This is a genomic window from Streptomyces sp. NPDC056486, from assembly GCF_042795295.1.
Classification (GTDB): domain Bacteria; phylum Actinomycetota; class Actinomycetes; order Streptomycetales; family Streptomycetaceae; genus Streptomyces.
In genome coordinates this window covers 1-21,651 of the sequence record NZ_JBHTSF010000145.1, presented here as the reverse complement: position 1 = coordinate 21,651, position 21,651 = coordinate 1, and the positions used below count along the sequence as shown (strand labels likewise).

The window sequence follows — 21,651 nt, the reverse complement described above, 5'->3', positions numbered from 1 at the left end:
GGAGGAGAAGAGCATGTGCCCGAAGCTCTGGTGGCGCTTGTTGTGGCCGTAGTGACCGCCGTGTCCGCCATGGCCGCCGTGGTGACCGCCGTGCTGGGGAGCGCCCCACGCCGGGGCGGGAGCGGCCGGGTACCCCTGCGGGCCGGGCGGTGGGGGCGGGGCCTGCTGGCCGCCCCACTGACTCTCGACCCGGCTCAGGGCCTCGAGCTCGCCGTAGTCGAGGAATATCCCGCGGCAACCGCTGCACTGCTCGATCTGGACGCCATTGCGGTTGTACGTGTGCATCGGTGCATGGCACTTGGGACACTGCATGGTCGGCTCAACTCCTCGCCGGTCGTGACTGCTTCGCCGGAAGACTGCCCGGCTTCGGTGCGTTGCACCCTACTTCGTGGAGGTGGGCGCCAACTCCGGCGGGAGGGCGGACATTCGATCACAGGCGTCGACCACTGCCTGCTCGATCTCGTCCAGGGTCCTGCGCTCCCTGAGGGACTTGGCGACGGCCAGGGCGGCGGTCTGGGCGGTGAGGGCACGGGCCGGTATGTCCAGGGCGGGCCAGGGGTCCGTGCCGTCCGCAGGGACCGCGGGTCCACGTGCCGCACGGTAGGCGGTGAGGAAACGGGTCCACTCATCCGCGGGCAGGAGACCGCAGGCGTACCAGGCGGCGGGGCGGGCCAGGTCCCAGGCCGGGTCGCCGATGCCGAGGTCGTCGACGTCGATGAGCAGCCAGCGCCCCTCTGATGTGCGGACCAGCTGACCCAGGTGCAGGTCGCCGTGGCACAGGAGACCCGGGAGCGGTGCGGGGGCCTCGGCGCGGGCCCAGCCGGGGAGCGTGGCCCAGGCGCGCTCGACGGGAACGGCCGCGGGGTGCGGTCCCGCGGCCCGCATGCGCGTCATCGCCCGGGCGGCCTTCGTGGGGCCGCGCATGTCCGGAAGCGGGTGCGGGAGTTCGGCCGTGGGTGTGGCGTGCAGGCGGGCCAGGAGAGTGGCGACAGCTTCCCAGGGGGCGGCGTCGGGGTCGTCGCGGTCCACCGGGGTGCCTGCCTCCCAGAGGGTGACCAGACGGCCGTGGAGCGGGATCGCCGTCTCGCCGAGCGGAGGCAGGAGGGTGCCGTTCAGGGCTGCGGCGACCTTGAGGCGGGCCGCGAGCTCGGTGGGGTCGGTGCCCGGGGCATGAGCCTTGGCGACGGTGTCACCGTGCCGGACTACGGTGGCGTCGTCCCGGTCCGCGAGGACGGCTTCGGGGGCACAGGCACACGGGGTGCGGTGGGCCGCGTGCCGGACCTTGGCGGTCAGCGCGGGCAGCAAGGCGGTCACGGGTCCCCCGGGGGTGCGGCGGTGGGTCTTCGGTGAGGGTACGCACCGAAGGTCGAGCTCCGTCCGGGTGCTTATGAGGTCGTGGTGTCCGCAACCATCAATTGAGCAACCCCGACGGCGATCAGCCACCTGCGCGAGAGCGGCGCCGGTTTAGGCGCAAAGAAGTGCCCGCGCAGCTCCCCAGCTGCGCGGGCATTTCTCGTGCCGTCCGCCGCACCCCCGTCCCCACGGGGTTTCCTGGCCGGATGTCCCCGCCCGGACCGCTCATCCGGGCCTGGGGCGCCGCTCAGCGCCCCAGCATCACGCCCACGGACGACGCCTGTGTGACCACTGCTTCCCAGCCGCCGAAGACGACCACCAGCAGGGCCGCCAGGGGAAGAACCATGGCCGTCGCCACCAAGGGGTGGCGCGTGCCGGACGGGCGGACGCCGAACGAGGCGAAGGCCTTCCGTCCTTGCGTGCGGAACATTGCCCGCGGTGCCGTGTCCGCCATGGTTCCTCTCCTGACCGAGTCTGTATGAATTTGGCAGCGGCGGGTGTCTGACCTCGGGGGACGAGTGCTGCACCCGCCGCTTGAGTTCAAATTTAGGTGCGCCGAAGACCCGGGGCGTCATGCCCTCGTACCGATTGCCGGGCCTCCCGGAGGATGACCGATCGTCGGTCATGTACTCCCATGGGTGGAGACGGGGTCCTAGGTCTCAGGGTCTTCCCGGAGGGGGCGGGCGGCCTGCTCGGATGTGTCCTCCCGGGGAACGGGCTGCTCGACCAGAGCCAGGACGCGGGTCGCCATGAACCGCGCCGTCCGCACGACGGACCCGCTACGGGTGACTTCGCTCACTTCGACCACCCCTCTGCGCACCGCTGTCTCCACCCGGCGGCCCGCCCGGCTCGCCACCACCTCGTACGTACGTGTCGTGTCCCCGGCGTCCACGACTATCTCCACACGATCACCCTTCACGGGATCAATCCCCCTTCAGCGATGGATGGTTGAGAACGGCGACCCGCACAACAGTCGCCCGCCCCCGCGCCCCTGATCACTCTTCAAGTTTCCCACCCGGCACTGACAATCGGTCGGGCCGCGAGGGCGCGGCCTCTGCACCTGCCCGGCCACGGAAACGTAAGCTGTGGCACGACAACGGACCGGGCAGCAGGGATGGACATGGCGATGATGCGGCTCCGGCGCGAGGACCCGCGTGTCGTCGGCTCGTTCAGACTGCACAGGCGGCTGGGCGCCGGCGGTATGGGTGTCGTCTATCTGGGGTCGGACCGGCGGGGGCAGCGCGTCGCCCTGAAGGTGATCCGGCCCGACCTGGCGGAGGACGAGGAGTTCCGCTCGCGCTTCGCGCGCGAGGTCTCAGCGGCCCGGCGCATCCGCGGGGGCTGCACCGCGCGGCTCGTCGCCGCCGATCTCGACGCCGACCGGCCGTGGTTCGCCACGCAGTACGTCCCCGGGCCGTCCCTGCACGACAAGGTCGCCGCCGAGGGGCCGCTCTCCGCGGCCGATGTGGCGGTCGTCGGTTCGGCGCTCGCCGAAGGCCTCGTCGCCGTGCACGAAGCCGGTGTCGTACACCGTGACCTGAAGCCGTCGAACATCCTGCTGTCCCCGAAGGGGCCGCGGATCATCGATTTCGGCATCGCCTGGGCCACCGGCGCCTCGACGCTGACCCATGTGGGCACCGCCGTCGGATCGCCCGGCTTCCTGGCGCCCGAGCAGGTGCGCGGCGCCGCCGTCACACCCGCCACGGACGTGTTCGCCCTCGGCGCCACACTGGCGTACGCGGGCATGGCGGACTCACCCTTCGGGCACGGCAGTTCAGAGGTCATGCTCTACCGCGTCGTCCATGAGGAGGCGCAGCTCGGCGGGGTTCCGGACGCGCTCGCCCCGCTGATCAGGGCCTGTCTCGCCAAGGACCCCGAGGAGCGTCCCAGCACACTCCAACTGTCGCTCAGGCTCAAGGAGATCGCGGCCCGTGAGGCACAGGGCCTCGGCGACCCGCGCCCGCCCGCGCCCCGCCAGAGCCAGGACCGGCCGACGGGACGGCTGGCCGAGGAGTACGTGGATCAGCAGACCCAGCGGCGTCATCCGCAGGGCACTCCCCCGCCGCGGCCGAGTTCGTCACGGCCCGGTTCCTCGCGGCCGAATGCCTCGCGCACCGGTTCCTCTCGCACCGGTTCCTCGCGGACCGGATCCTCACGGCCGAATTCCTCGCGCGCCGGATCCAGTTCCTCGCGGTCCAACTCGCGTCCCGGGCAGCCCCGGAACACGACACGCTCCGGCGGCGCGCGGCGGCCCGCCAATCCGCGCCTGCTGCGCCAGCGGCTCTTCGTCTTCGTGGTCGTGACGCTGCTCGTGGCCCTGGCGATCGCGGCGGCCCAGGGGTGCCAGGGACCCGCGCGCGGGCTCGGCGGCAGCGGCGCACACGATGTGCACGCCGTACAGCAGCAGAGCCTGCGGCAGGATCCGGGGCCCGGCCCTCAGAGCTGAGGGCGGCCCGTCGCCACCGCGTAGAAAGCGACCGCGGCCGCCGCTCCCACGTTCAGGGAGTCGACGCCGTGGGCCATCGGGATGCGGACCCACTCGTCCGCGGCGACCAGGGCCTGCGTGGAGAGGCCGTCGCCCTCCGCCCCGAGCATCAGCGCGACCCGGTCCATCCGGTGGGGCGCCGCCTCGTCCAGGGTCTTCGCCTTCTCGTCCGGGGTGAGCGCGAGGAGGTTGAAGCCCGCTTCGCGTACGCCCTCCAGGCCCTTGGGCCAGGATTCGAGGCGGGCGTAGGGAACGGAGAAGACCGCGCCCATGGAGACCTTCACCGAGCGGCGGTAGAGGGGGTCGGCGCAGTCCGGTGAGAGCAGGACGGCGTCCATGCCGAGGGCGGCGGCGCTGCGGAAGATCGCACCGATGTTGGTGTGGTCGTTGACCGACTCCATGACGACGACGCGGCGCGCCCTGGTCAGGAGTTCGTCCGACGTCGGCAGCGGTTTGCGCTGCATCGAGGCGAGGGCGCCCCGGTGCACGTGGTAGCCGGTGACCTGCTCGGCAAGGTCGGGGTTGACCGCGTACACGGGGGCCGGGACCTCGTCGATGACGTCGCGCATGACGTCGACCCACTTCGCGGAGAGCAGCATCGAGCGCATCTCGTAGCCCGCCTGCTTGGCGCGTCTGATCACCTTCTCGCCCTCGGCGATGAAGAGGCCCTCGGCGGGCTCCCGCTTGCGGCGCAGTTCGACGTCGGTCAGGCCCGTGTAGTCGCTCAGGCGCGGGTCGGCGGGGTCGTCAACGGTGATGAGATCAGCCACAGGGTGATACTGCCTTGTCCTGGGTGTGGTGCCAACGCCTTGGAGCGGGTTGGGTTACCGGTGGTTACGTGGAGCTCGGGGCGGCCAGGGGATATCCGGGGCCCGGGATGGCCGACGGTTACGCGGGGCCGCCCGGACCCACGTTCACCACCTCGCCGATGACGATCACCGCCGGGGGCTTCACCTCGTGGGCCGCGACCTCGGCGGCGACCGTCGCGAGGGTGGCGTCCACGCGGCGCTGGGCCGCGGTGGTGCCTTCCTGGATCAGGGCGACGGGGGTCCCGGGCGACCGGCCGTGCGCGGTGAGCGCCTCGGCGATCTTGCCGATCTTGTCCACCCCCATCAGGATCACGAGGGTGCCGCGCAGCTTGGCCAGGGACGGCCAGTCGACAAGGGAGCGCTCGTCGTCCGGGGCCACATGGCCGCTGACCACCGTGAACTCGTGGGCGACCCCGCGGTGCGTGACGGGGATGCCCGCGGCGCCCGGCACGGAGATCGAGCTGGAGATGCCGGGGACCACCGTGCAGGAGATGCCCGCCTCGGCGAGTGCCTGGGCCTCTTCCATGCCACGCCCGAAGACGAAGGGGTCGCCGCCCTTCAGCCGGACGACCGACTTGCCCTGCTTCGCGTGCTCGATGAGGGCGTTGTTGATGGCCTCCTGGGCCATGAAGCGGCCGTACGGGATCTTCGCGGCGTCGATCACCTCGACGTGCGGCGGGAGTTCGTCGAGCAGGTCGCGGGGGCCGAGCCGGTCGGCGATGACCACGTCCGCCTCGGCGAGGAGACGACGGCCGCGGACCGTGATGAGGTCCGGGTCGCCGGGTCCGCCGCCGACGAGGGCGACGCCAGGAGTACGCGTGCGCTGCTGGGGTGCCACGAGGGTGCCGTCGCGCAGCCCCTCGACGACCGCGTCACGGATGGCTGCCGTACGGCGGGGGTCGCGGCCGTCGATGTCCGTGGTGAGGATGGCGACGGTGACGCCTTCGGAGCGGCCGGTCGCGGGGGTGAGGGCGGTGGCTTCCTCGGCGTCGTCGGAGCGCACGCACCAGACGCGCTCCGCTTCCGCTTCGGCGGATGCCGCCGTGTTGGCCTCGGGGTCACTGGTGGCGATGAGGGCGTACCAGGCGTCCTTGAGGTCGCCGTTCTCGTAGCGGCGGCGCTCCCAGCTGATCTCGCCCGCGTCCGCCATCGCCTCCACGGAGGGGGTCGCCGTCGGCGACACGAGGAGGATGTCCGCGCCCGCACCGATCAGGGCGGGGAGGCGGCGCTGGGCCACCTGGCCGCCGCCGAGCACGACCGTGCGGCGGGCGGTGAGGCGGAGGCCTACGGGGTAGGCGGGGTTTTCGGCCATGGCGGGTGGCTCCTCGTGCGGGGCGCGGGGCTTTGCGGGTGCCGCTGCGACGGTGGGGCGGCTGCGTTGCGTTGCTGCTTTGACGTGCGGGTTCAGTATGGCTGGGGCGGGGTGGGGCAGCTCCCCCAGCCCGCCCCTTCCCGAAACCGGGGCTTCGCCCGGCCCCCGCTTCGTCTGGGACCGTGGTGCTACTTCTCGGTCACTCCGGCCGAGTCGAACGTGGCCACCTCGTGCATCGCGCGGGCCGCGCTCTGGACCACCGGGAGGGCCAGGAGCGCGCCGGTGCCCTCGCCCAGGCGGAGGTCGAGGTCGACCAGGGGGCGCAGGCCCAGCTTGTTCAGGGCCGCCACATGACCGGGCTCCGCGCTGCGGTGACCCGCGATGCAGGCCGCGAGGACCTCGGGGGCGATGGCACGGGCGACCAGGGCCGCCGCGCCGGCACTCACGCCGTCCAGGATCACGGCGGTACGCAGGGAAGCGCCGCCGAGCAGCAGCCCCACCATCGCCGCGTGCTCAAGGCCGCCGATCGCCGCGAGGACGCCGATCGGGTCGGCCGGGTCGGGCTGGTGCAGTTCGAGGGCGCGGCGCACGACGTCGACCTTGCGGCTGTGCATCTCGTCGTTGATGCCGGTGCCGCGGCCGGTCACCTCGCCCGGGTCGGTGTCTGTGTAGACGGAGATGAGGGCCGCGGACGCCGTGGTGTTCGCGATGCCCATCTCGCCGGTGAGCAGGGCCTTGTTGCCCGCGGCCACCAGGTCGCGGGCGGTCTCGATGCCGACCTCGATGGCCGCCTTGACCTCTTCGCGGCTCAGGGCGGGACCTGTCGTCATATCGGCTGTGCCCGCGCGGATCTTGCGGGGCAACAGGCCCGGGGTGGCCGGGAGTTCACTCGCCACGCCCACGTCGATGACACAGACCTCGGCGCCCACCTGGTTGGCGAAGGCGTTGCAGACCGCGCCGCCGCCGAGGAAGTTGGCGACCATCTGCGCGGTCACCTCCTGGGGCCAGGCGGTGACGCCCTGGGCGTGCACGCCGTGGTCGCCCGCGAAGATCGCGACGGCCGCGGGCTCCGGGATCGGCGGCGGGCACTGCCGGGAGAGGCCGGACAGCTGAGCGGAGATGATCTCCAGCATGCCGAGCGCGCCCGGCGGCTTCGTCATGCGCTTCTGCCGCTCCCACGCCTCGCCGAGCGCCTTGGCGTCGAGCGGGCGGATGTTGGAGACGGTCTCGGCGAGCAGATCGTGCGGGTCCTCGCCGGGCAGGGCACGGCGGCCGTACGTCTCCTCGTGGACCACCCAGGAGAGCGGGCGGCGCTTGGACCAGCCTGCCTGCATCAGCTCGGGCTCCTCGGGGAACTCGTCGACGTATCCGACACAGAGATAGGCCACCACTTCGAGGTGCTCGGGCAGGCCGAGGGTTCTGACCATCTCGCGTTCGTCGAAGAAGCTGACCCAGCCGACGCCGAGGCCCTCGGCGCGCGCCGCGAGCCAGAGGTTCTCGACGGCGAGGGCCGAGGAGTACGGAGCCATCTGCGGCTGCGTGTGGCGGCCCAGGGTGTGGCGGCCGCCGCGGGTCGGGTCGGCGGTGACGACGATGTTCACCGGGGTGTCGAGGATCGCCTCGATCTTCAGTTCCTTGAACTGCTTCGCCCGGCCCTTGGGGAGCGACTTGGCGTACGCGTCCTTCTGGCGCATGGCCAGCTCGTGCATCGTGCGCCGGGTGTCGGCCGAGCGGATGACGACGAAGTCCCAGGGCTGGGAGTGGCCCACGGAGGGCGCGGTGTGCGCCGCCTCCAGGACGCGGAGCAGGACCTCGTGCGGGATGGCGTCGCTGCGGAAGCCGTTGCGGATGTCGCGGCGTTCGCGCATGACGCGCAGGACGGCCTCGCGCTCGGCGTCGTCGTAGGCGGGGGCGGCGGGCGTCTCCGGCTGCTTGACCGGCTCAGGCTCCTTGACCGGCTCAGGCTCCGTAACCGGCTCCGAGGCGGCGGCCTCGTCCGTGGCTTCCGCCGGGTCTGCGGCTTCCGTCGTCTCGACGGGCGGCGCGGCTTCGGCGACGGCCGCGGGCTCGGGGGCCACGGGCTCGGGGAGCTCGGGCTCGGCCACTGCCTCTGCCACCGCCTCGGCCTCCGCCTCTGCTTCGGCGGGTCCTTCGCTCATTTCGAGGGGCAGGGCTTCGGCTGCCGTGTCCGTCGGCTCGGGCGCCTGCGGCACGGGCTCTTCCGCCGTTTCGGGTACGGGATTCTGCGCCGCGGGCTCTCCTCCGTCACGCGGTGCGGGCACGGTGGCCGCGGGCTGCGGTGACGCGGGCTCGGGGGCCTCTGCGACTTCGGTGACGTCGGCGGCCTCTGGAGCCTCTGCGCCCTCTGCGGCTTCGGGGAGAGCCGAGGGCTCCTGGGCGTCCGGGGTCTCGGGGACCTCCGGGGTGCCCGGCGCTTCCGGGAACTCTGCTGCCGGTACGGCGGCGGGCTCCGGCTGCACATCGGGGACGTCGGGCTGCGGGGCCTCGAAGTGCTCCGGGGGCACGGACAGGGCGTGCGGCGGCGTCGGGGCCAGGTGGGGCGTGGTCGGCACCGAGCCCTCGACCGGCACGAACTGGCCGAGGGGCGCGGGCGCCTGGGCCACGGCGGCGGCCGCGTGCTGCGGGGCCTGGGGGTCGTGCGGGATGTGCGGGCCCTGAGCCGTGTGCCCGGCGGCCGCGAGCGGCGCGTCCGACCAGGGCTGCGCTCCGGCCACGGCGAACTGCGGCTGACCGGAGCCGGACGCGTGCGCGGTCTGACCCACGGCGGACAACTGCTCGGCGTCGGCGGTGAGCGGGAGCTCCTGACCCGCTTCCGGGGCGGGCGCGGACTCCACAGCCGGCACGCCCGGCACGGACGACACGGCCGACGGCTGCTCGGCGTCCACGGCGAACGCGGGCTGTCCGGCTTCGGCGACGGCGTGCGCGAACTGGTCGTCGGCCTCGGCGCCCTGCGCGATCGCGGGGTCGGCGGCACCCGCGGCCTGCGGGAAGGCGGCCGGGGGCGTCTCGGCGGCGGGTGTGGCGGGTGCGGGGGTCGTCACCGCGGGCTGCGGGGCCTCTGTGGCGGGTGAGTCCGGCATCCCCTGTGCGTCCGGTGCGTCCTGCGCGATCTCTGTGACGGGTGTGGCGTCCGGGACGACCGTTTCTGCTGGTGCGACGGCCTGCGCGGGCTGCGGCTGGGACGGCTGAGGCTGCGGCTGCGGCGTCCACGGCGTAGCACCCTGCGGCGTGATCTCGCCGAGCTGCGGCCCCGGCATCCCCTCGGCGTCACGCGGGATGTCGAGGTACTCGGGTCCCACGGTCGGCGGTCCCGCGTGCCGCACGGGCACGGCGTGCTGCGGGGCACCGGCCGGACCGCGGTCGGCGAGCGAACGTACGGGACTTCCCGTGCCGTCGGGCACGGCGGGGCCCGAAGGACCCCGGTGGAGCGGGCGGCGGGAAGGACCGGGGTGCGAGGCGGGCGCCGGCGTGGGCGCGCCGGGCAGCTGGACGCCGTTGAGGTCGACCGAGCCGCTGTCACGTCCTGCCGTCTCGTGCGGGCCCGGCTGGTGCACGGCCTGCGGCTGCCCGAGCGACTGCTGACCGATCGACTGCTGACCACCCAGCGAATGACCGGCCGAGTGCCGGCCACCGGCGGACTGACCGTTGAGGGGCTGGCCCCCCGAGGACGGGTCGGCCACCGGCTGACCGGCCGCGTACTGATCCGCCAGGGACGGGTCGCCCGCGTGCTGTCCCACACCCTGCTGCTGACCGGCGGCCTGCGCGACAGACGCGTGCTGGACACCCACAGGAGCCCCCACCGGAGTACCCACAGGCTGCGCACCCACCGGCTGAGCGACGCCGTGCTGCGCGGTCCCACTCTGGGCAACCCCGTACTGGTCCGCAGCCGACTGCGGCTCGCTCCAGGCGCCCTGGGCACCCGGCATCAGCAGAAGGTCGTCATCGTCGGCGGGGGCGACGCTCTCGGCGGGATTTTCGGAGGGGTCGAGGAAGGTGTACGCACCCGGGGCGGGGACGCCCGGCTGCTCCACCATGCCTGCGTTCTCCGGCAGTCCCTCGCCCGGGACCTGGCCGGTGTCGGTCATGCGTAACCCCTCGCCCATCGGTTAGTGCTTCTTCGACCGCCCCTCAGCCTTTGGCCGGGGAAGCCCCATTGCCCGGAGCGGCGCACCAACCGCCCGTCATTCTCAACGAGCGTGCACGCCGCGCGGCACGAACCGCATACGGACAACAGGCATTGTCCCGGTCGGCCTGCCACCGCGGCGGCTTGATCCGCAACGGCCCGCTGTGGGCTGCGCCACGTTGCGCGCCCTCCGGTCCTGCCGTACCACACACCCCCCAAAACGGGCGAGCTTTCCGGACATTGGACAACTATTTGCCGGACACTCGGTGCGGTACAACGATCGGCCAGCCTACCCCGCACCGTGCCGCAGCAGGGTCACGGGGCGCGATCGGGCAACTGTCCGGAGAGCAGGAAGACCACGGTCCGCTCACGCTCCGTCCACGCCCGCGTGTCGAGTTCGACGGACTGGAGCAGCGCGCATTCCACCGCGTATCCGTGCTCCGTCAGGCCCCTGCCGATGAGTTCGGCCGCGTCGCGGGTGGACGCGTGCGTCACGATGCGCGCCGGGCGGCGGTCGGCGACGGCGGAGACCACCTCGGCTCCCCCGCCCCCGACCCGTACGACGTCGGGCTCGGGAAGGTCTTCGAGGATGTGCGGCGCCGTGCCGTGCACGATCTGCGGCTGGACGCCGAAGTGGCGGGCGACCGCCATGGTGCGGGCGCAGGCGTCGGGGTCGGCGTCGACGGCGATGACGGCGGCGCCGAAACGGGCGGCCTCCGCGGAGAACGCGCCGCTGCCGCAGCCGATGTCCCAGACCAGGTCGCCCACGCGCGGGCCGATGCGGGCGAGTTGGGCGGCCCGCAGGCGGTCGCTCTCGCCCTCGCCGAGCTGGGCCTCGCCCCCGTAGGCGGGGGCGGGCAGCGCCCAGCCGCGCGGGGTGCCCGGGTCGCGCCCCGCGATCCAGCCGGTGTCCGACGCGGGGACCGTACCGCCGATGACGATGACGACGTTCGGGTCGCGCCAGGTGTGGTCGGCGGCCTTGTCCGATGTGAGGACGGTGACCTGCTCGCGCTCGGTGCCGAGCTCCTCGCAGATCACGAAGGTGCGGTGCACACCCTGGAGGAGCAGGCCGAGCTCGGCCGGGCCCGCCCCCGGCGATGTGAGGACGGCGACCTTGGTGTGTGCGCGGCAGACGTTCACCGCGCGGCGCAGGGTGCGCGGGTGGGCGACGACGACCTCGGCGTCGTCCCAGGGCATCCCGGCGCGGGCGAAGGCCTGGGCGACGGAGGAGACGGCGGGCACCACTTCGACCTCGAGGCCGAATTCGGGGACGCGCAGGGTGCGTACGACGCCGAAGAAGCCGGGGTCGCCGTCGGCGATGACCACGGCGGTGCCACGGTGGGCGGCGATGCGGCGGGCGGCCAGGCTCACGCTGCCCAGGCGGATCCGTTCGGCGGCCGGTGGCACTTCGGTGAGCGCCAGGTGGTGGGCCGCGCCCGCGACGAGGGTGGCGGCGCCGAGCGCCGAGCGAGCGGCGGCGGTCAGCGGCGAACCGTCCCAGCCGATCACCGTGACGCGGTCGGCCATCGTCGTCTGTCTCCTGGGTCGGTTCTCGCGTGGTGTTCCGTGGCGGCCGGGCTTCGCGTGTAGGGGGCAACCGCGTGCGACCAGGGGCGAGCGTACCTGGTGGGGACCTCAGGTGTTCAAGCGGTCAGTTCCAGTCGGAGAAAGCGCTGAACCCGCTGTCCGCGAGCTGCTCGCCGACTCCTTCGAGATCCTCGGGGAGCAGGCTCCACACGATGAGGTCGGTGCGGACCTCGATCCAGCCGCCGAACGGATCCCCGCCGTTCCTCGTACGCGCTATCCAGGCGCCCCGAAGGACTCCCTCGCTGATACAGCCGATCTTCTGCGCGACCTGCTGGGCCGCCGTGTTGTCGGCGGCGGTGCGCAGCTCGATGCGCTCGAAGCGCTGGTCGTTGAAGAGCCACTGGGCGATGGCGAGCGCCGCCTCCGACGCGTAGCCCTCGCCGCGGGCCCAGGGGGCGACGACGTAATTGAGTTCGCATGAGCGCACGCGCCAGCTGGTGTCGCGCAGTTGCACGGTGCCGACCAGGCGCTGAGTGAGGAACTCCGTGACGGCGAGGGCGATTCCGTGGCCCTCGGTGCGCTCGGCGGGCGCGAGCCGGGTGATCCAGTCGCGGGCGTCGTCCTCGGTGTAGGGCTGGGGCGCGGAGGTCCAGGCGGTGACCATCTCGTCGTTCATCATCTCCGCGTACGCGGAGACGTCGGCGTCTTCGAACGGGCGCAGCACCAACCGCTCCGTGCTGATGGAGATGTCGGGGAAGGTAGTCATGCGCTGCTCCGTAACCTGGAACCCTCGGGCCTGCTGAAGAGCCCAGCATGCAGCATGTCGGCGCGCAAACCCACCACGGGGTCCGCTCCCGTAGCGGGAACGGACCCCGTGGTGAGGGCGGAAACGGACTGTGCGTCAGCTCGTTTCGACGGGCAGGACGGAGCCCTTGTACTTGTCCTCGATGAACTGCTTCACCTGGGGTGAAGTGAGCAGTTCGGCCAGCTTCTCGACCCGGGGATCGTCCTGGTCGCCCTTCTTGACGGCGAGGACGTTGTTGTACGGATTGTCCTTGGGCGACTCGAGAAGGATGGCGTCCTTCTTGGGGTCGAGCCCGGCGTCGAGGGCGTAGTTGTTGTTGATGGCCGCCGCATCGACGTCCTGAAGGGCACGCGGCAGCTGGGCGGGTTCCAGCGGCTTGATGGTGAGCTTCTTCGGGTTGGACGTGATGTCCTCGGGGGTCGCGGTCGAACCGGCCCCCTTCTTGAGCCCGATGAGGCCCTTGGAGGCGAGGAGTTGGAGCGCCCTGCCTTCGTTGGTGGTGTCGTTCGGAACGGCGACGGTCGCACCGGTGGGAAGGTCGGCTATGTCCTTCGTCTTCTTCGCGTACACCCCCAGCGCGGGCAGATAGACCTCGGTCACCGGCACGAGATCCGTCCCCTTGGACTTGTTGAAGTCCTCGAGGTACGGGGTGTGCTGGTAGAGGTTGGCGTCGAGGGAGCCTTCCTGGAGCGCGGTGTTCGGCGTGACGTAGTCCGTGAACTCCGTGATCCGGAGGTCGAGTCCCTCCTTCTTCGCGAGGTTCTTCTTGATGTACGTGAGGACTTCGCCGGCCGGGGTCGGGGTGGCGCCGACGGTGAGCGTGTCACCGCCGCCGCTTCCCTGGCCGGAGGCCTTTTCACTGCCGCAGGCGGTCAGGCCGAGCGTGAGGGCGAGTGCTCCCGCGGCGGCCGCCATGACGGGCGTACGCATGATCAGAACGCCGCGACGACGGCACCGTCGTACTTGTCGTCGATGAACTTCTTGACCTCGGGCGAGGTGAGGAGCTTGGCGAGCTTCTTCACGCGCGGGTCGTTCTCGTCGCCCTTCTTCACGGCGAGGAAGTTGCCGTAGGGGTTGTCCTTGGCGGGCTCGGCGACGAGGGCGTCCTTGGCCGGGCTGAGCTTGGCCTCGAGGGCGTAGTTGCCGTTGATCACCGCGGCGTCGACGTCACCGAGGGAGCGGGGCACCTGAGCCGCCTCGAGCTCCTTGAACTTGATGTTCTTCGGGTTCTTCGCGACGTCCTTGGGCGTGGCGTCGTAGCCGACGCCCTTCTTGAGCTCGATCAGGCCGTTGTCGGCCAGGAGCTTGAGCGCGCGGGCCTCGTTGGTGGTGTCGTTCGGCAGGGCGATCGTGGCGCCCTTCTTGAGGTCGTCGAGCTTCTTGACGCTCTTGGAGTAGACGCCGAGCGGCTCCAGGTGCACCGTCGCGTTCGGGACGGGCACGATGTCCGTCCCGTTCTTCTTGTTGAAGTCGTCGAGGTACGGCTTGTGCTGGAAGTAGTTCGCGAAGACCTCGCCCTGCTCGACGGCGGTGTTCGGCGTGACGTAGTCGGTGAACTCCTTCACCTCGAGGTCGAGACCGGCCTTCTTGGCGAGGTTCGCCTTGACGTAGTCGAGGATCTCGCCCTGCGGCGTCGGGGTCGCGGCGACGATGAGCTTGCCGTCCTTGTCCGCGGCGGAGTCCTTGTCGGAGCCGCAGCCGGAGAGGCCGAGGGTGAGGGCTCCGGCGGCGAGGACAGCGGTGATGATCTTGGCGGTGTTACGCACGAAAAGTGCCTTTCTCCATGAGTGGTACGCCCCGCGATGGGGTGTGCGGGGTGGTTCAGACCGAGGGGGTCGGGGGCGGCGGGGACGACGCCTTGAGCTTGAGCAGGCGCAGCTTGGGGGCGGCGCCCGAGTGGCCGCCGCGCCGGTGCAGCCTGCGGGCCGCGTAGTCGCCCGCGAACTGGATGATCGAGATGACGACGGCGAGGACGCCGACGGTGATCCACATCAGTTCGGTCTCGAAGCGCTGGTATCCGTAGCGGATCGCGATGTCACCGAGGCCGCCCGCGCCGACGGCGCCGGTGATGGCCGAGTAGCCGATGATCGTGACGATCGTCGTGGTGGTGCTGGAGATCAGCGAGGGCAGCGACTCCGGCACGAGGACCTTGCGCACGATGGTCCAGGTGTTGCCGCCCATCGACTGCACGGCCTCGACGAGACCGCCGTCGACCTCGCGCACGGCGGTCTCCACGAGGCGCGCGAAGAACGGCGTGGCGCCGATCGCGAGCGGCACGATGGCGGCCTCGCGGCCGATCGTCGTACCCGTGATCCAGCGTGTGAAGCCCATCAGGGCGACCATGAGGATGATGAAGGGCATCGAGCGCGCGATGTTCACGATCTGCCCGATGAGCTTGTTCACGACCGTGTTCTGCAGCAGCCCGCCGCGGTCGGTGAGGACAAGCAGAATGCCGAGCGGAAGACCGGCGACGACGGCTATCAGCGTCGACCACCCGACCATGTAGAGGGTGTCCCAACAGGCCTGCTCCAGCAGGGGCTGCATCTCCGACCAGGTCACTTGGCACCTTCCTTGACCAGCAGCGTGCTGTCCTTCGGGGTGGTCGCGGGGTCTTCGCCCGCGATGTCCACCTGCAGTCCCTGCTCCCGCAGGAAGCCGATCGGCACGACGTTCTCCTCGAAGCGTCCTGGCAGCTCGATGCGCATGCGGCCGACCTGCTTGCCCGCGACGGTGTCCATCGCGGCGCCGAGGATCGAGATGTCGATGTTGTACGTGCGCGAAAGCTGGGAGATGACCGGCTGGGTCGCGGCCTCGCCGTGGAAGGTCACGTCGACGACGGTGCGGTCCTCGCCCGTCGCCTCGCCGCTGACCGGGAAGAGCGCGGCGGCCAGCTCGGATCCCGGCGTCGCGAGCAGCTCGGTGACGGTGCCCGACTCGACGATCTGCCCGTTCTCCATGAGGGCGGCCGAGTCGCAGACGCTCTTGACGACGTCCATCTCGTGCGTGATCAGCAGGACGGTCAGACCGAGCTGCTGGTTGAGGTCGCGCAGGAGCTTGAGGATGGAGCGGGTGGTCTCCGGGTCCAGGGCGCTCGTCGCCTCGTCGGAGAGCAGCACCTTCGGGTCGCCGGCGAGCGCGCGGGCGATGCCGACGCGCTGCTTCTGGCCGCCGGAGAGCTGCGCCGGGTAGGACTTCGCCTTGTCGGCGAGGCCGACCAGGTCGAGCAGTTCGAGCGCCTTGCGGGAGCGCTCGGCGCCACTGAGACCGAGGATCTCCAGGGGCAGCTCGATGTTGTCCTTGACGGTGCGCGACGACAGCAGGTTGAAGTGCTGGAAGACCATGCCGATACGGCTGCGCGCCCGGCGCAGGTCCTTGCTCGCGCGGCTGCCGCGCCCCGCGAGGGCGGTGAGGTCCTGTCCTGCGACGGTCACGGTGCCGGCGGTGGGACGCTCCAGGAGGTTCACGCAGCGGATCAGGGAGGATTTGCCGGCGCCGGACTGGCCGATGACGCCGTACACCTCGCCTTCGCGGACATGCAGATCGACGCCGTCGAGGGCAGTTACTTCACGACCGCGTGAGCGGTAGACCTTGGTGAGGCCGGAAGTGGTGATCACAGGGGTTTCCGTCACTGTCGAGTGCGCGGCGCGGTTCTCGCCGGGCACGGGGCATTCGTGGGGAACGCGGCACGGTTTCTCGCGGTGGCGAAAAGAACCGGAGGACGTGTGCGCGGGGCAGGCTCGCTTCCTACGTCAGGTCCGCCGATAAGGCGTACGTCGCATAGGGGCGCGGCACAGCGGCTTCGCTTCGGGGCGCGATGCTCAGGGGTGGTGCGGGGGCCCTCAGAAGGCGCACATTCGACACATACAACGAGCACCGGGCGTCGTGATCGCCTCGGTCGCAAGGGTGCGGCTGCTCGTCGTGGTCATGTGGACCAGTAAAACACGCGCGCGTCCGCGCCCACCCACCGTTGTCCGCTATACGGACGATCGGTGGACAGGTGCGGACGGCGGATGGCAGGTGCTCAGTCCCCGGCGGTGATCTCCACGCCACCCTCGGTGGCCAGCGCGGACACGGCCGAGAGGTCCTTCACCACGACGTCGGCGGAGAGCTCGCCCGCGGTGTGCGTTGTGGCCAACGCCACGGTGGTCATTCCGGCCGCGCGTCCCGCCGTGAGACCCGCGGGGGCGTCCTCGAAGACCACGCAGCGCGCCGGGTCGACGCCCAGTTTCGCGGCCGCGAGCAGGAAGGGCTCCGGGTCGGGCTTGCCGCGCGTGATGTCGTCGGCGGCGATCAGCATCGCGGGGTCGATGCCGACCTCCGCGAGCCGGGCCTCGGCCAGGCGCCGCCCGGCGGAGGTGACGACGGCCCAGCGCTCGGGGGGCAGGGACGCGAGCAGCTCACGGGTGCCGGGAAGCAGCACGACACCGCCCGCGACGTCCGAGACCTCCAGCTCCTCGATGCGGGCCACGGCCTCGGCGACGCGCTCGGCGGGCAGCATGTCGGCGATGATCTCGGCGGCGGGGCGGCCGTGCAGCTCCACCTCGGCGAATTCCTCGGCGGTGATCCCGTACTCCTGCGCCAGGCGGCTCCAGCAGCGGTACACCGACTCCATGGAGGAGATGAGGGTGCCGTCGTTGTCGAACAGGAGCGCTTCAGCGTGGATCTTCATGGTGTCCGAGCGTACGGGGCACCCCAGGGGTGCGCGCATCGGGTCATAGGGCCCGTAATAAAGTCACCGCATGCTTGTTGCCCTGACGATCGCGACCGCCGTGGCCGCGCTCGCGCTCGCCGCGTGGTGCGGTTTCGCCGCCTACCGGGACCAGCCGACCAAGGACTGGCATTTCATCGGCATGGCCGTGGTGACGTTCCTGGCCACGGTCCAGCTGATCGTCGGCATCGTCCAGCTGGCGCGGGGCGAGAAGCCCGAGCAGGGCACGACGATCTTCGTGTCGTATCTGATCGGCGCCTTCGCCTGCATCCCGGCCGCGGGCTTCATGTCCCTCGCCGAGCGCACCCGTTGGGGCTCCATCACGGTCGCCGCGGGCGGCGTGGTCCTTGCCGTGCTCCAAGTGCGGCTCTACGACATCTGGGGAGGCTGAGGTGACGGTGACAGAGCCCGGCAAGCACTCTGAGGAGACCGCGCCCACCCGGCAGAGGCTGATCGGCGGGCCCGGCATCCTTCTGGTGTGGCTGTACGGGGTGATGGTGGTCGGCGCCGTGTCGCGCTCCGCCGTCCAGATCTCGACGGACTTCCACAAGGCGCCGCTGGCGTACACGCTGTCCGCGCTCGCCGGGCTCGTCTACGGCTTCATCACGTACTCGCTCGTGCGCGGCGGCGACAAGGCCCGCAAGGCGGCGCTGGTGTGCTGCGCCGCCGAGCTGGTGGGCGTCCTCGCCGTCGGGACCTGGACGCTCGTCGAGCCGTCCGCCTTCCCCGACGCCACGGTGTGGTCGGACTTCGGGATGGGCTATCTCTTCATCCCGGTGATCCTGCCGGTCACGGCGATCTTCTGGTTGAACAAGGCGCGCAGGGCCTCGGTCCAGGGGGCCTAGGGCCTGTCGTCAAACCCCCGTCTGCCCCGCGACGCCATGCACGCCCTCTCGCCGCACCGGGCGCAGACCCAAGTACGTCCAGTACGAGGATCTACGCCCGGCACGCCGAGAGCACGCACCTGACGCCGCGTGACCCGCCCTCCGGGCGGACGACGGGAGTTTGACGACAGGCCCTAGGGCTGCGCGCCCCGGCCGCCTACACGCTGGCCGCGAAGGTGTTCGCGTCGGTGTCCTTGGAGAGAGTGACCACCGTCAGCCGTTCGTTCACGTGCTGGGTCTTCACCGCCGCATAGCCATGCTTGCGGTAGAGCTGGAGGTTCTGCTCGCTGCGATGGCCGCTGGAGAGCTGGAAGCACTTGGCGGTGCCGCTCGCGCCGAGCCGCCGCTCTATCGCGTCCAGGAGCCTGCCGCCCAGACCGTGCCGCTGCATCCTGGGGTGGACGATCAGTTTGTCGATCCGCGCCGTGCCGTCGGGTTCGACCGTGCCGCGCACCGACGCGACGACCTCGTCGCCGAGGCGGGCCACCAGCACACTGCCACTGGTCAGTTCGGCCTTGATGGAGTCGAGGGACTGCGTGAGCGGCTCGATGGAATAGTCGCCGTACAGCTCGGCCTCGCTCTGGTAGCACAGGTACTGCAGTTTGAGGATCTTCTCGGCGTCCTGTCCGCCCGCCTCCGAGATGGTCACGCTCATGCCCATGTGTGCATGCCTCCCGCTCACCTGCTCCGCCGGTTGTCTATCGCTCCATTCCCCGCGGCTCGGGAACTGCAACCTCCGCCGCGAGCATTCTGCGAAGGCACCCCAGGCAACGGGAGCGTTCCGGCCCCAGGCTGCCCTGTGACATTCCCAGCTCGCCCGCGATCTCCCGGTAGGTGAGGTCCTTGGGGGACAGCAGCGCCGCCATGAGACCGGGGCAGCGGCCGGGCAGTCTGCGTACCGCCGCGTGCAGGGTGCGGTAGCGGTCGGCCCGCAGGGCGTGCTGTTCGGGGCCGCGCTCGGTGTCGTCGGCGGGCTCGGTCGCGTACGCCACTTCGCGCTCTGCCGTACGTCGGGTGAGGCGGGCCTCGGATGCCACGGCGGCGCGCAGCCAGGCGGCCGGGTCGGCGGGTGGGTCGGCGGCGTCCATGCGTTCGAGGAGGCGCAGCCAGACGGCCTGTTCGAGGTCACCGGGGTCGGTGCCGGAGCCGTGCGCGGCGGCGGAGGCCTCGGCGGCGAGCAGCGGACGCAACGCGGGGATGAGCGAGTGAGTCATGCAGGGCGGGACGCGGCCGCCCCGGCAGGAGGTTGCCGGAGCGGCCGTCTGTCACCCCAACCGGGGCCGAACGATCTGCTGTTGACGCAGCTCACACAGCGAACGCCTGCGCGTGTCAGCCCTTGAGGAAGTCCTCGCGGGCGAGCAGCGCGGTGTCGCAGTTGTCGGAGAAGAGCCCGTCGATGCCCGTCTCCAGGTACGCCTTGAAGGCTCCGAAGGCGTCACCGTAGGCGTTCGGGTCGGTGCCCTTCTTGAAGTTCGTGGGCAGGAAGGTGTTCTCGTTGCGCATCGTGTACGGGTGCAGGATCAGGCCCGCCTTGTGCGCGTCCTTGACCAGGGTGGACGGGGTGCCGAGGCTGCCGTCCGACTTCTTCGGGATGACCAGGTCGAGCGTGGGGCCGATGCCCTGCGCGAACGACGCCATCCACTCCAGGCCCTCGGGCTTGATGAGGTCGGCGACGGTGCGCGGGTCGCCCGCCTCGACGAAGTCCCAGGGGCGGGAGCTCGCGGTGGACAGGAGCACCACGAGCGGCGGGCCGACCAGCTTGTTCAGACGCTGGAGGCTGCTCGGCTCGAAGGACTGCAGGAAGTTCGGCGAGTTCTTCTTGTGCCGCCCGTACTTGCGGAGCAGCTTGGCGAGCGGCTCCTCGAGGCCCAGGCCCAGCTTGCGGAAGTACGTGGGGTGCTTGGTCTCGATGTGCAGCCAGATCCGCTTGCCGTGCGCACGGCCCTGCTTATCGGCCCACTGGAAGACCTCCTCCAGGGTGGGCACCTCCCAGCGGCCGTCGTAGAGGGTGTTGCGCTGGCGCGTGCCGGGGATGCGCTCCTTGGCGCGCAACGTCTTCAGCTCGGCGAGCGTGAAGTCCTCGGTGAACCATCCGGTGAGCGAGACACCGTCCACGGACTTGGTGGTCTTGCGGGACGCGAACTCGGAGTGCGCGGCGACATCCGTCGTCGCGGTGATGTCGTTCTCGTGACGGCATACGAGATGGCCGTCCTTGGTGGGCACGACGTCCTGCTCGATGACGTGCGCGCCCATGTCGAGAGCCAGCTGGTACGAACCGAGCGTGTGCTCGGGCCGGTAGCCGCTGGTGCCGCGGTGCGCGACGATCGTGGGCTTCGGCAGGTCCTTGTATCCCCCGTGCCCATGCCCGTGCTTCGCGTCGGCTCGCGCCACGCCGGGCAGTCCTACGACGGCCGTGCTCGCCCCGAGGACGGCCGCTCCCAGTAGCGCGCGCCGCCCCGGGCGCCGCTCCCCCGACCCCGGCTGCCTCGACTTCTGCGTAGCCATTGAACGCTCCTCCCGATGTGCTGCCTTGCACCTGACAAAGCGGCACGATCGTAGGTGGCCGCACGTGACGGAAGGGAGACCCTGGACCGAACGGAAGGGTGACGCCGGATGGCGACTGGTGTGCGGGGCGGGGTCCGTTCGGTGCGCTCCGGTCCGGCGCTGACCGGTGCGGCCCGGCGCCGACGGCCGCCGAACTCCGTGGCAGCGTGTGACCGCGGTGCGTGACAAGGGCCACTAGGGCGCGCCACACGCGGCACACAGGGATAACGTCGTCACACGGAGGGCGGTTCGAGCGCTACACCACGCACCCGTGCGTCAACTCTGCGTATCAAGTGCGTGAACCCGATGTGCGGTGAGCGGGGACCCGCGAGTATCGTCCTCACCTGCACATACTCGTCGTCAACCCGTTGACACCGGAGGGCCCGTTGTCCCGTCTCGCGCTCATCAAGGCTGTGCTCGGACCGATCTTGCGTCTGATGTTCCGCCCTCGGGTGGAAGGCGCAGAGAACATTCCGGGCACTGGCCCGGTCATCATGGCCGGAAATCACCTCACGTTCATCGACTCGATGATCATGCCCCTCGTCTGCCCGCGCCCGGTGTTCTTCATCGGCAAGGACGAGTACGTCACGGGCAAGGGGCTCAAGGGCCGCCTGATGGCCTGGTTCTTCACCGGCTCCGGCATGATCCCCGTGGACCGCGACGGCGGCCACGGCGGTGTCGCCGCCCTGATGACGGGGCGGCGCGTCCTGGAGGAGGGCAAGCTCTTCGGCATCTACCCCGAAGGCACCCGCTCCCCCGACGGCCGCCTGTACCGCGGCCGCACCGGCATCGCCCGGCTGACCCTGATGACCGGCGCGCCCGTCGTCCCCTTCGCGATGATCGGCACGGACAAGCTCCAGCCCGGCGGCAAGGGCCTCCCGCGCCCGGGCCGCGTCACGGTGCGCTTCGGTGAGCCGATGGAGTTCTCGCGGTACGAGGGCATGGACCGCGACCGCTATGTCCTGCGGGCGGTGACGGACTCCGTGATGACGGAGGTCATGCAGCTCTCCGGCCAGGAGTACGTGGACATGTACGCCACGAAGGCGAAGGCGGCGTAGCCGCCCGGAACTGGTCTTACGG

The 21,651-nt window shown here is 71.1% G+C and carries 21 protein-coding genes; 4 read left to right on the top strand and 17 right to left on the bottom strand.

From position 1 onward, the window contains the following. The 4 genes from ACFQ7F_RS36635 to ACFQ7F_RS36620 all read right to left on the bottom strand — a co-directional run. Positions 1 to 312 (bottom strand): zf-TFIIB domain-containing protein (locus tag ACFQ7F_RS36635; RefSeq protein ID WP_383280535.1); only part of this gene is annotated, 312 nt, incomplete at its 3' end. A gap of 69 nt (positions 313 to 381) precedes the next feature. Further along, on the bottom strand, positions 382 to 1,314 hold the full coding sequence (locus ACFQ7F_RS36630; protein WP_383280532.1) for an aminoglycoside phosphotransferase family protein: 933 nt from the start codon (positions 1,312 to 1,314) through the stop codon (positions 382 to 384). A gap of 286 nt (positions 1,315 to 1,600) precedes the next feature. Then, positions 1,601 to 1,807, bottom strand: coding sequence for a hypothetical protein (locus tag ACFQ7F_RS36625; protein WP_383280529.1), 207 nt, complete (start codon positions 1,805 to 1,807; stop codon positions 1,601 to 1,603). Between the two features lie 198 nt (positions 1,808 to 2,005). Continuing rightward, positions 2,006 to 2,272, bottom strand: a complete 267-nt coding sequence (locus ACFQ7F_RS36620; RefSeq protein ID WP_266868958.1) for a hypothetical protein — start codon at positions 2,270 to 2,272, stop codon at positions 2,006 to 2,008. A gap of 195 nt (positions 2,273 to 2,467) precedes the next feature. Here ACFQ7F_RS36620 and ACFQ7F_RS36615 point away from each other — a divergent pair, with 195 nt between their 5' ends. After that, entirely contained in the window at positions 2,468 to 3,799 is a 1,332-nt protein-coding gene (locus ACFQ7F_RS36615; protein ID WP_383280526.1) for a serine/threonine-protein kinase, read from the top strand. Here ACFQ7F_RS36615 and ACFQ7F_RS36610 read toward each other — a convergent pair. From ACFQ7F_RS36610 to ACFQ7F_RS36565, 10 genes are all read right to left on the bottom strand, one after another. After that, positions 3,790 to 4,608 carry a TrmH family RNA methyltransferase gene (locus tag ACFQ7F_RS36610; protein ID WP_383280523.1) on the bottom strand — a complete coding sequence of 273 codons (819 nt, stop codon included), beginning with the start codon at positions 4,606 to 4,608 and terminating at the stop codon, positions 3,790 to 3,792. The genes ACFQ7F_RS36615 and ACFQ7F_RS36610 overlap by 10 nt on opposite strands. Before the next feature lie 118 nt (positions 4,609 to 4,726). Continuing rightward, a complete protein-coding gene (gene cobA, locus ACFQ7F_RS36605) occupies positions 4,727 to 5,959 on the bottom strand; it encodes a uroporphyrinogen-III C-methyltransferase (RefSeq protein ID WP_383280520.1) in 1,233 nt (410 codons plus the stop codon). A 188-nt stretch (positions 5,960 to 6,147) separates the two neighbouring features. Continuing rightward, positions 6,148 to 10,065 (bottom strand): nicotinate-nucleotide--dimethylbenzimidazole phosphoribosyltransferase, encoded by a 3,918-nt coding sequence (gene cobT, locus ACFQ7F_RS36600; RefSeq protein ID WP_383280516.1) that lies wholly within the window; start codon positions 10,063 to 10,065, stop codon positions 6,148 to 6,150. A 353-nt stretch (positions 10,066 to 10,418) separates the two neighbouring features. Further along, positions 10,419 to 11,630: a precorrin-6y C5,15-methyltransferase (decarboxylating) subunit CbiE gene (cbiE, locus tag ACFQ7F_RS36595; protein WP_383280513.1), complete on the bottom strand. Its 1,212-nt coding sequence runs from the start codon at positions 11,628 to 11,630 to the stop codon at positions 10,419 to 10,421. 124 nt (positions 11,631 to 11,754) lie between these two features. Beyond that, positions 11,755 to 12,396: a GNAT family N-acetyltransferase gene (locus ACFQ7F_RS36590; RefSeq protein WP_383280510.1), complete on the bottom strand. Its 642-nt coding sequence runs from the start codon at positions 12,394 to 12,396 to the stop codon at positions 11,755 to 11,757. A 135-nt stretch (positions 12,397 to 12,531) separates the two neighbouring features. Continuing rightward, the gene (locus ACFQ7F_RS36585) at positions 12,532 to 13,365 is read right to left on the bottom strand and encodes a MetQ/NlpA family ABC transporter substrate-binding protein (RefSeq protein ID WP_383280508.1); all 834 of its coding nucleotides are present in this window, start codon (positions 13,363 to 13,365) and stop codon (positions 12,532 to 12,534) included. A gap of 2 nt (positions 13,366 to 13,367) precedes the next feature. Further along, positions 13,368 to 14,201, bottom strand: coding sequence for a MetQ/NlpA family ABC transporter substrate-binding protein (locus ACFQ7F_RS36580; RefSeq protein ID WP_383280505.1), 834 nt, complete (start codon positions 14,199 to 14,201; stop codon positions 13,368 to 13,370). A gap of 55 nt (positions 14,202 to 14,256) precedes the next feature. Continuing rightward, positions 14,257 to 14,994 (bottom strand): methionine ABC transporter permease, encoded by a 738-nt coding sequence (locus tag ACFQ7F_RS36575; protein ID WP_383280502.1) that lies wholly within the window; start codon positions 14,992 to 14,994, stop codon positions 14,257 to 14,259. Then, the gene (locus tag ACFQ7F_RS36570; RefSeq protein ID WP_383280499.1) at positions 14,991 to 16,049 is read right to left on the bottom strand and encodes a methionine ABC transporter ATP-binding protein; all 1,059 of its coding nucleotides are present in this window, start codon (positions 16,047 to 16,049) and stop codon (positions 14,991 to 14,993) included. The genes ACFQ7F_RS36575 and ACFQ7F_RS36570 overlap by 4 nt, the downstream gene beginning before the upstream one ends. A 407-nt stretch (positions 16,050 to 16,456) precedes the next feature. After that, the gene (locus ACFQ7F_RS36565; RefSeq protein ID WP_383280496.1) at positions 16,457 to 17,104 is read right to left on the bottom strand and encodes an HAD family hydrolase; all 648 of its coding nucleotides are present in this window, start codon (positions 17,102 to 17,104) and stop codon (positions 16,457 to 16,459) included. A 70-nt stretch (positions 17,105 to 17,174) separates the two neighbouring features. Here ACFQ7F_RS36565 and ACFQ7F_RS36560 point away from each other — a divergent pair, with 70 nt between their 5' ends. Further along, complete coding sequence (locus ACFQ7F_RS36560) at positions 17,175 to 17,534, top strand: hypothetical protein (RefSeq protein WP_383280494.1); 360 nt, start codon at positions 17,175 to 17,177, stop codon at positions 17,532 to 17,534. Between the two features lies 1 nt (position 17,535). Beyond that, a complete protein-coding gene (locus tag ACFQ7F_RS36555) occupies positions 17,536 to 17,988 on the top strand; it encodes a hypothetical protein (protein WP_383280491.1) in 453 nt (150 codons plus the stop codon). 196 nt (positions 17,989 to 18,184) lie between these two features. On the opposite strand, the gene ACFQ7F_RS36550 is transcribed toward ACFQ7F_RS36555, so the two are convergent. The 3 genes from ACFQ7F_RS36550 to ACFQ7F_RS36540 all read right to left on the bottom strand — a co-directional run bounded on the left by ACFQ7F_RS36550 (position 18,185) and on the right by ACFQ7F_RS36540 (position 20,532). Continuing rightward, positions 18,185 to 18,688, bottom strand: coding sequence for a GNAT family N-acetyltransferase (locus tag ACFQ7F_RS36550; RefSeq protein ID WP_383280488.1), 504 nt, complete (start codon positions 18,686 to 18,688; stop codon positions 18,185 to 18,187). A gap of 37 nt (positions 18,689 to 18,725) precedes the next feature. Next, on the bottom strand, positions 18,726 to 19,241 hold the full coding sequence (locus ACFQ7F_RS36545; RefSeq protein WP_383280485.1) for a sigma-70 family RNA polymerase sigma factor: 516 nt from the start codon (positions 19,239 to 19,241) through the stop codon (positions 18,726 to 18,728). Between the two features lie 115 nt (positions 19,242 to 19,356). Then, positions 19,357 to 20,532 carry a glycerophosphodiester phosphodiesterase gene (locus tag ACFQ7F_RS36540; protein ID WP_383280482.1) on the bottom strand — a complete coding sequence of 392 codons (1,176 nt, stop codon included), beginning with the start codon at positions 20,530 to 20,532 and terminating at the stop codon, positions 19,357 to 19,359. A 533-nt stretch (positions 20,533 to 21,065) separates the two neighbouring features. Here ACFQ7F_RS36540 and ACFQ7F_RS36535 point away from each other — a divergent pair. After that, the gene (locus tag ACFQ7F_RS36535; RefSeq protein ID WP_383280480.1) at positions 21,066 to 21,629 is read left to right on the top strand and encodes a lysophospholipid acyltransferase family protein; all 564 of its coding nucleotides are present in this window, start codon (positions 21,066 to 21,068) and stop codon (positions 21,627 to 21,629) included. Positions 21,630 to 21,651 lie beyond the last annotated feature (22 nt).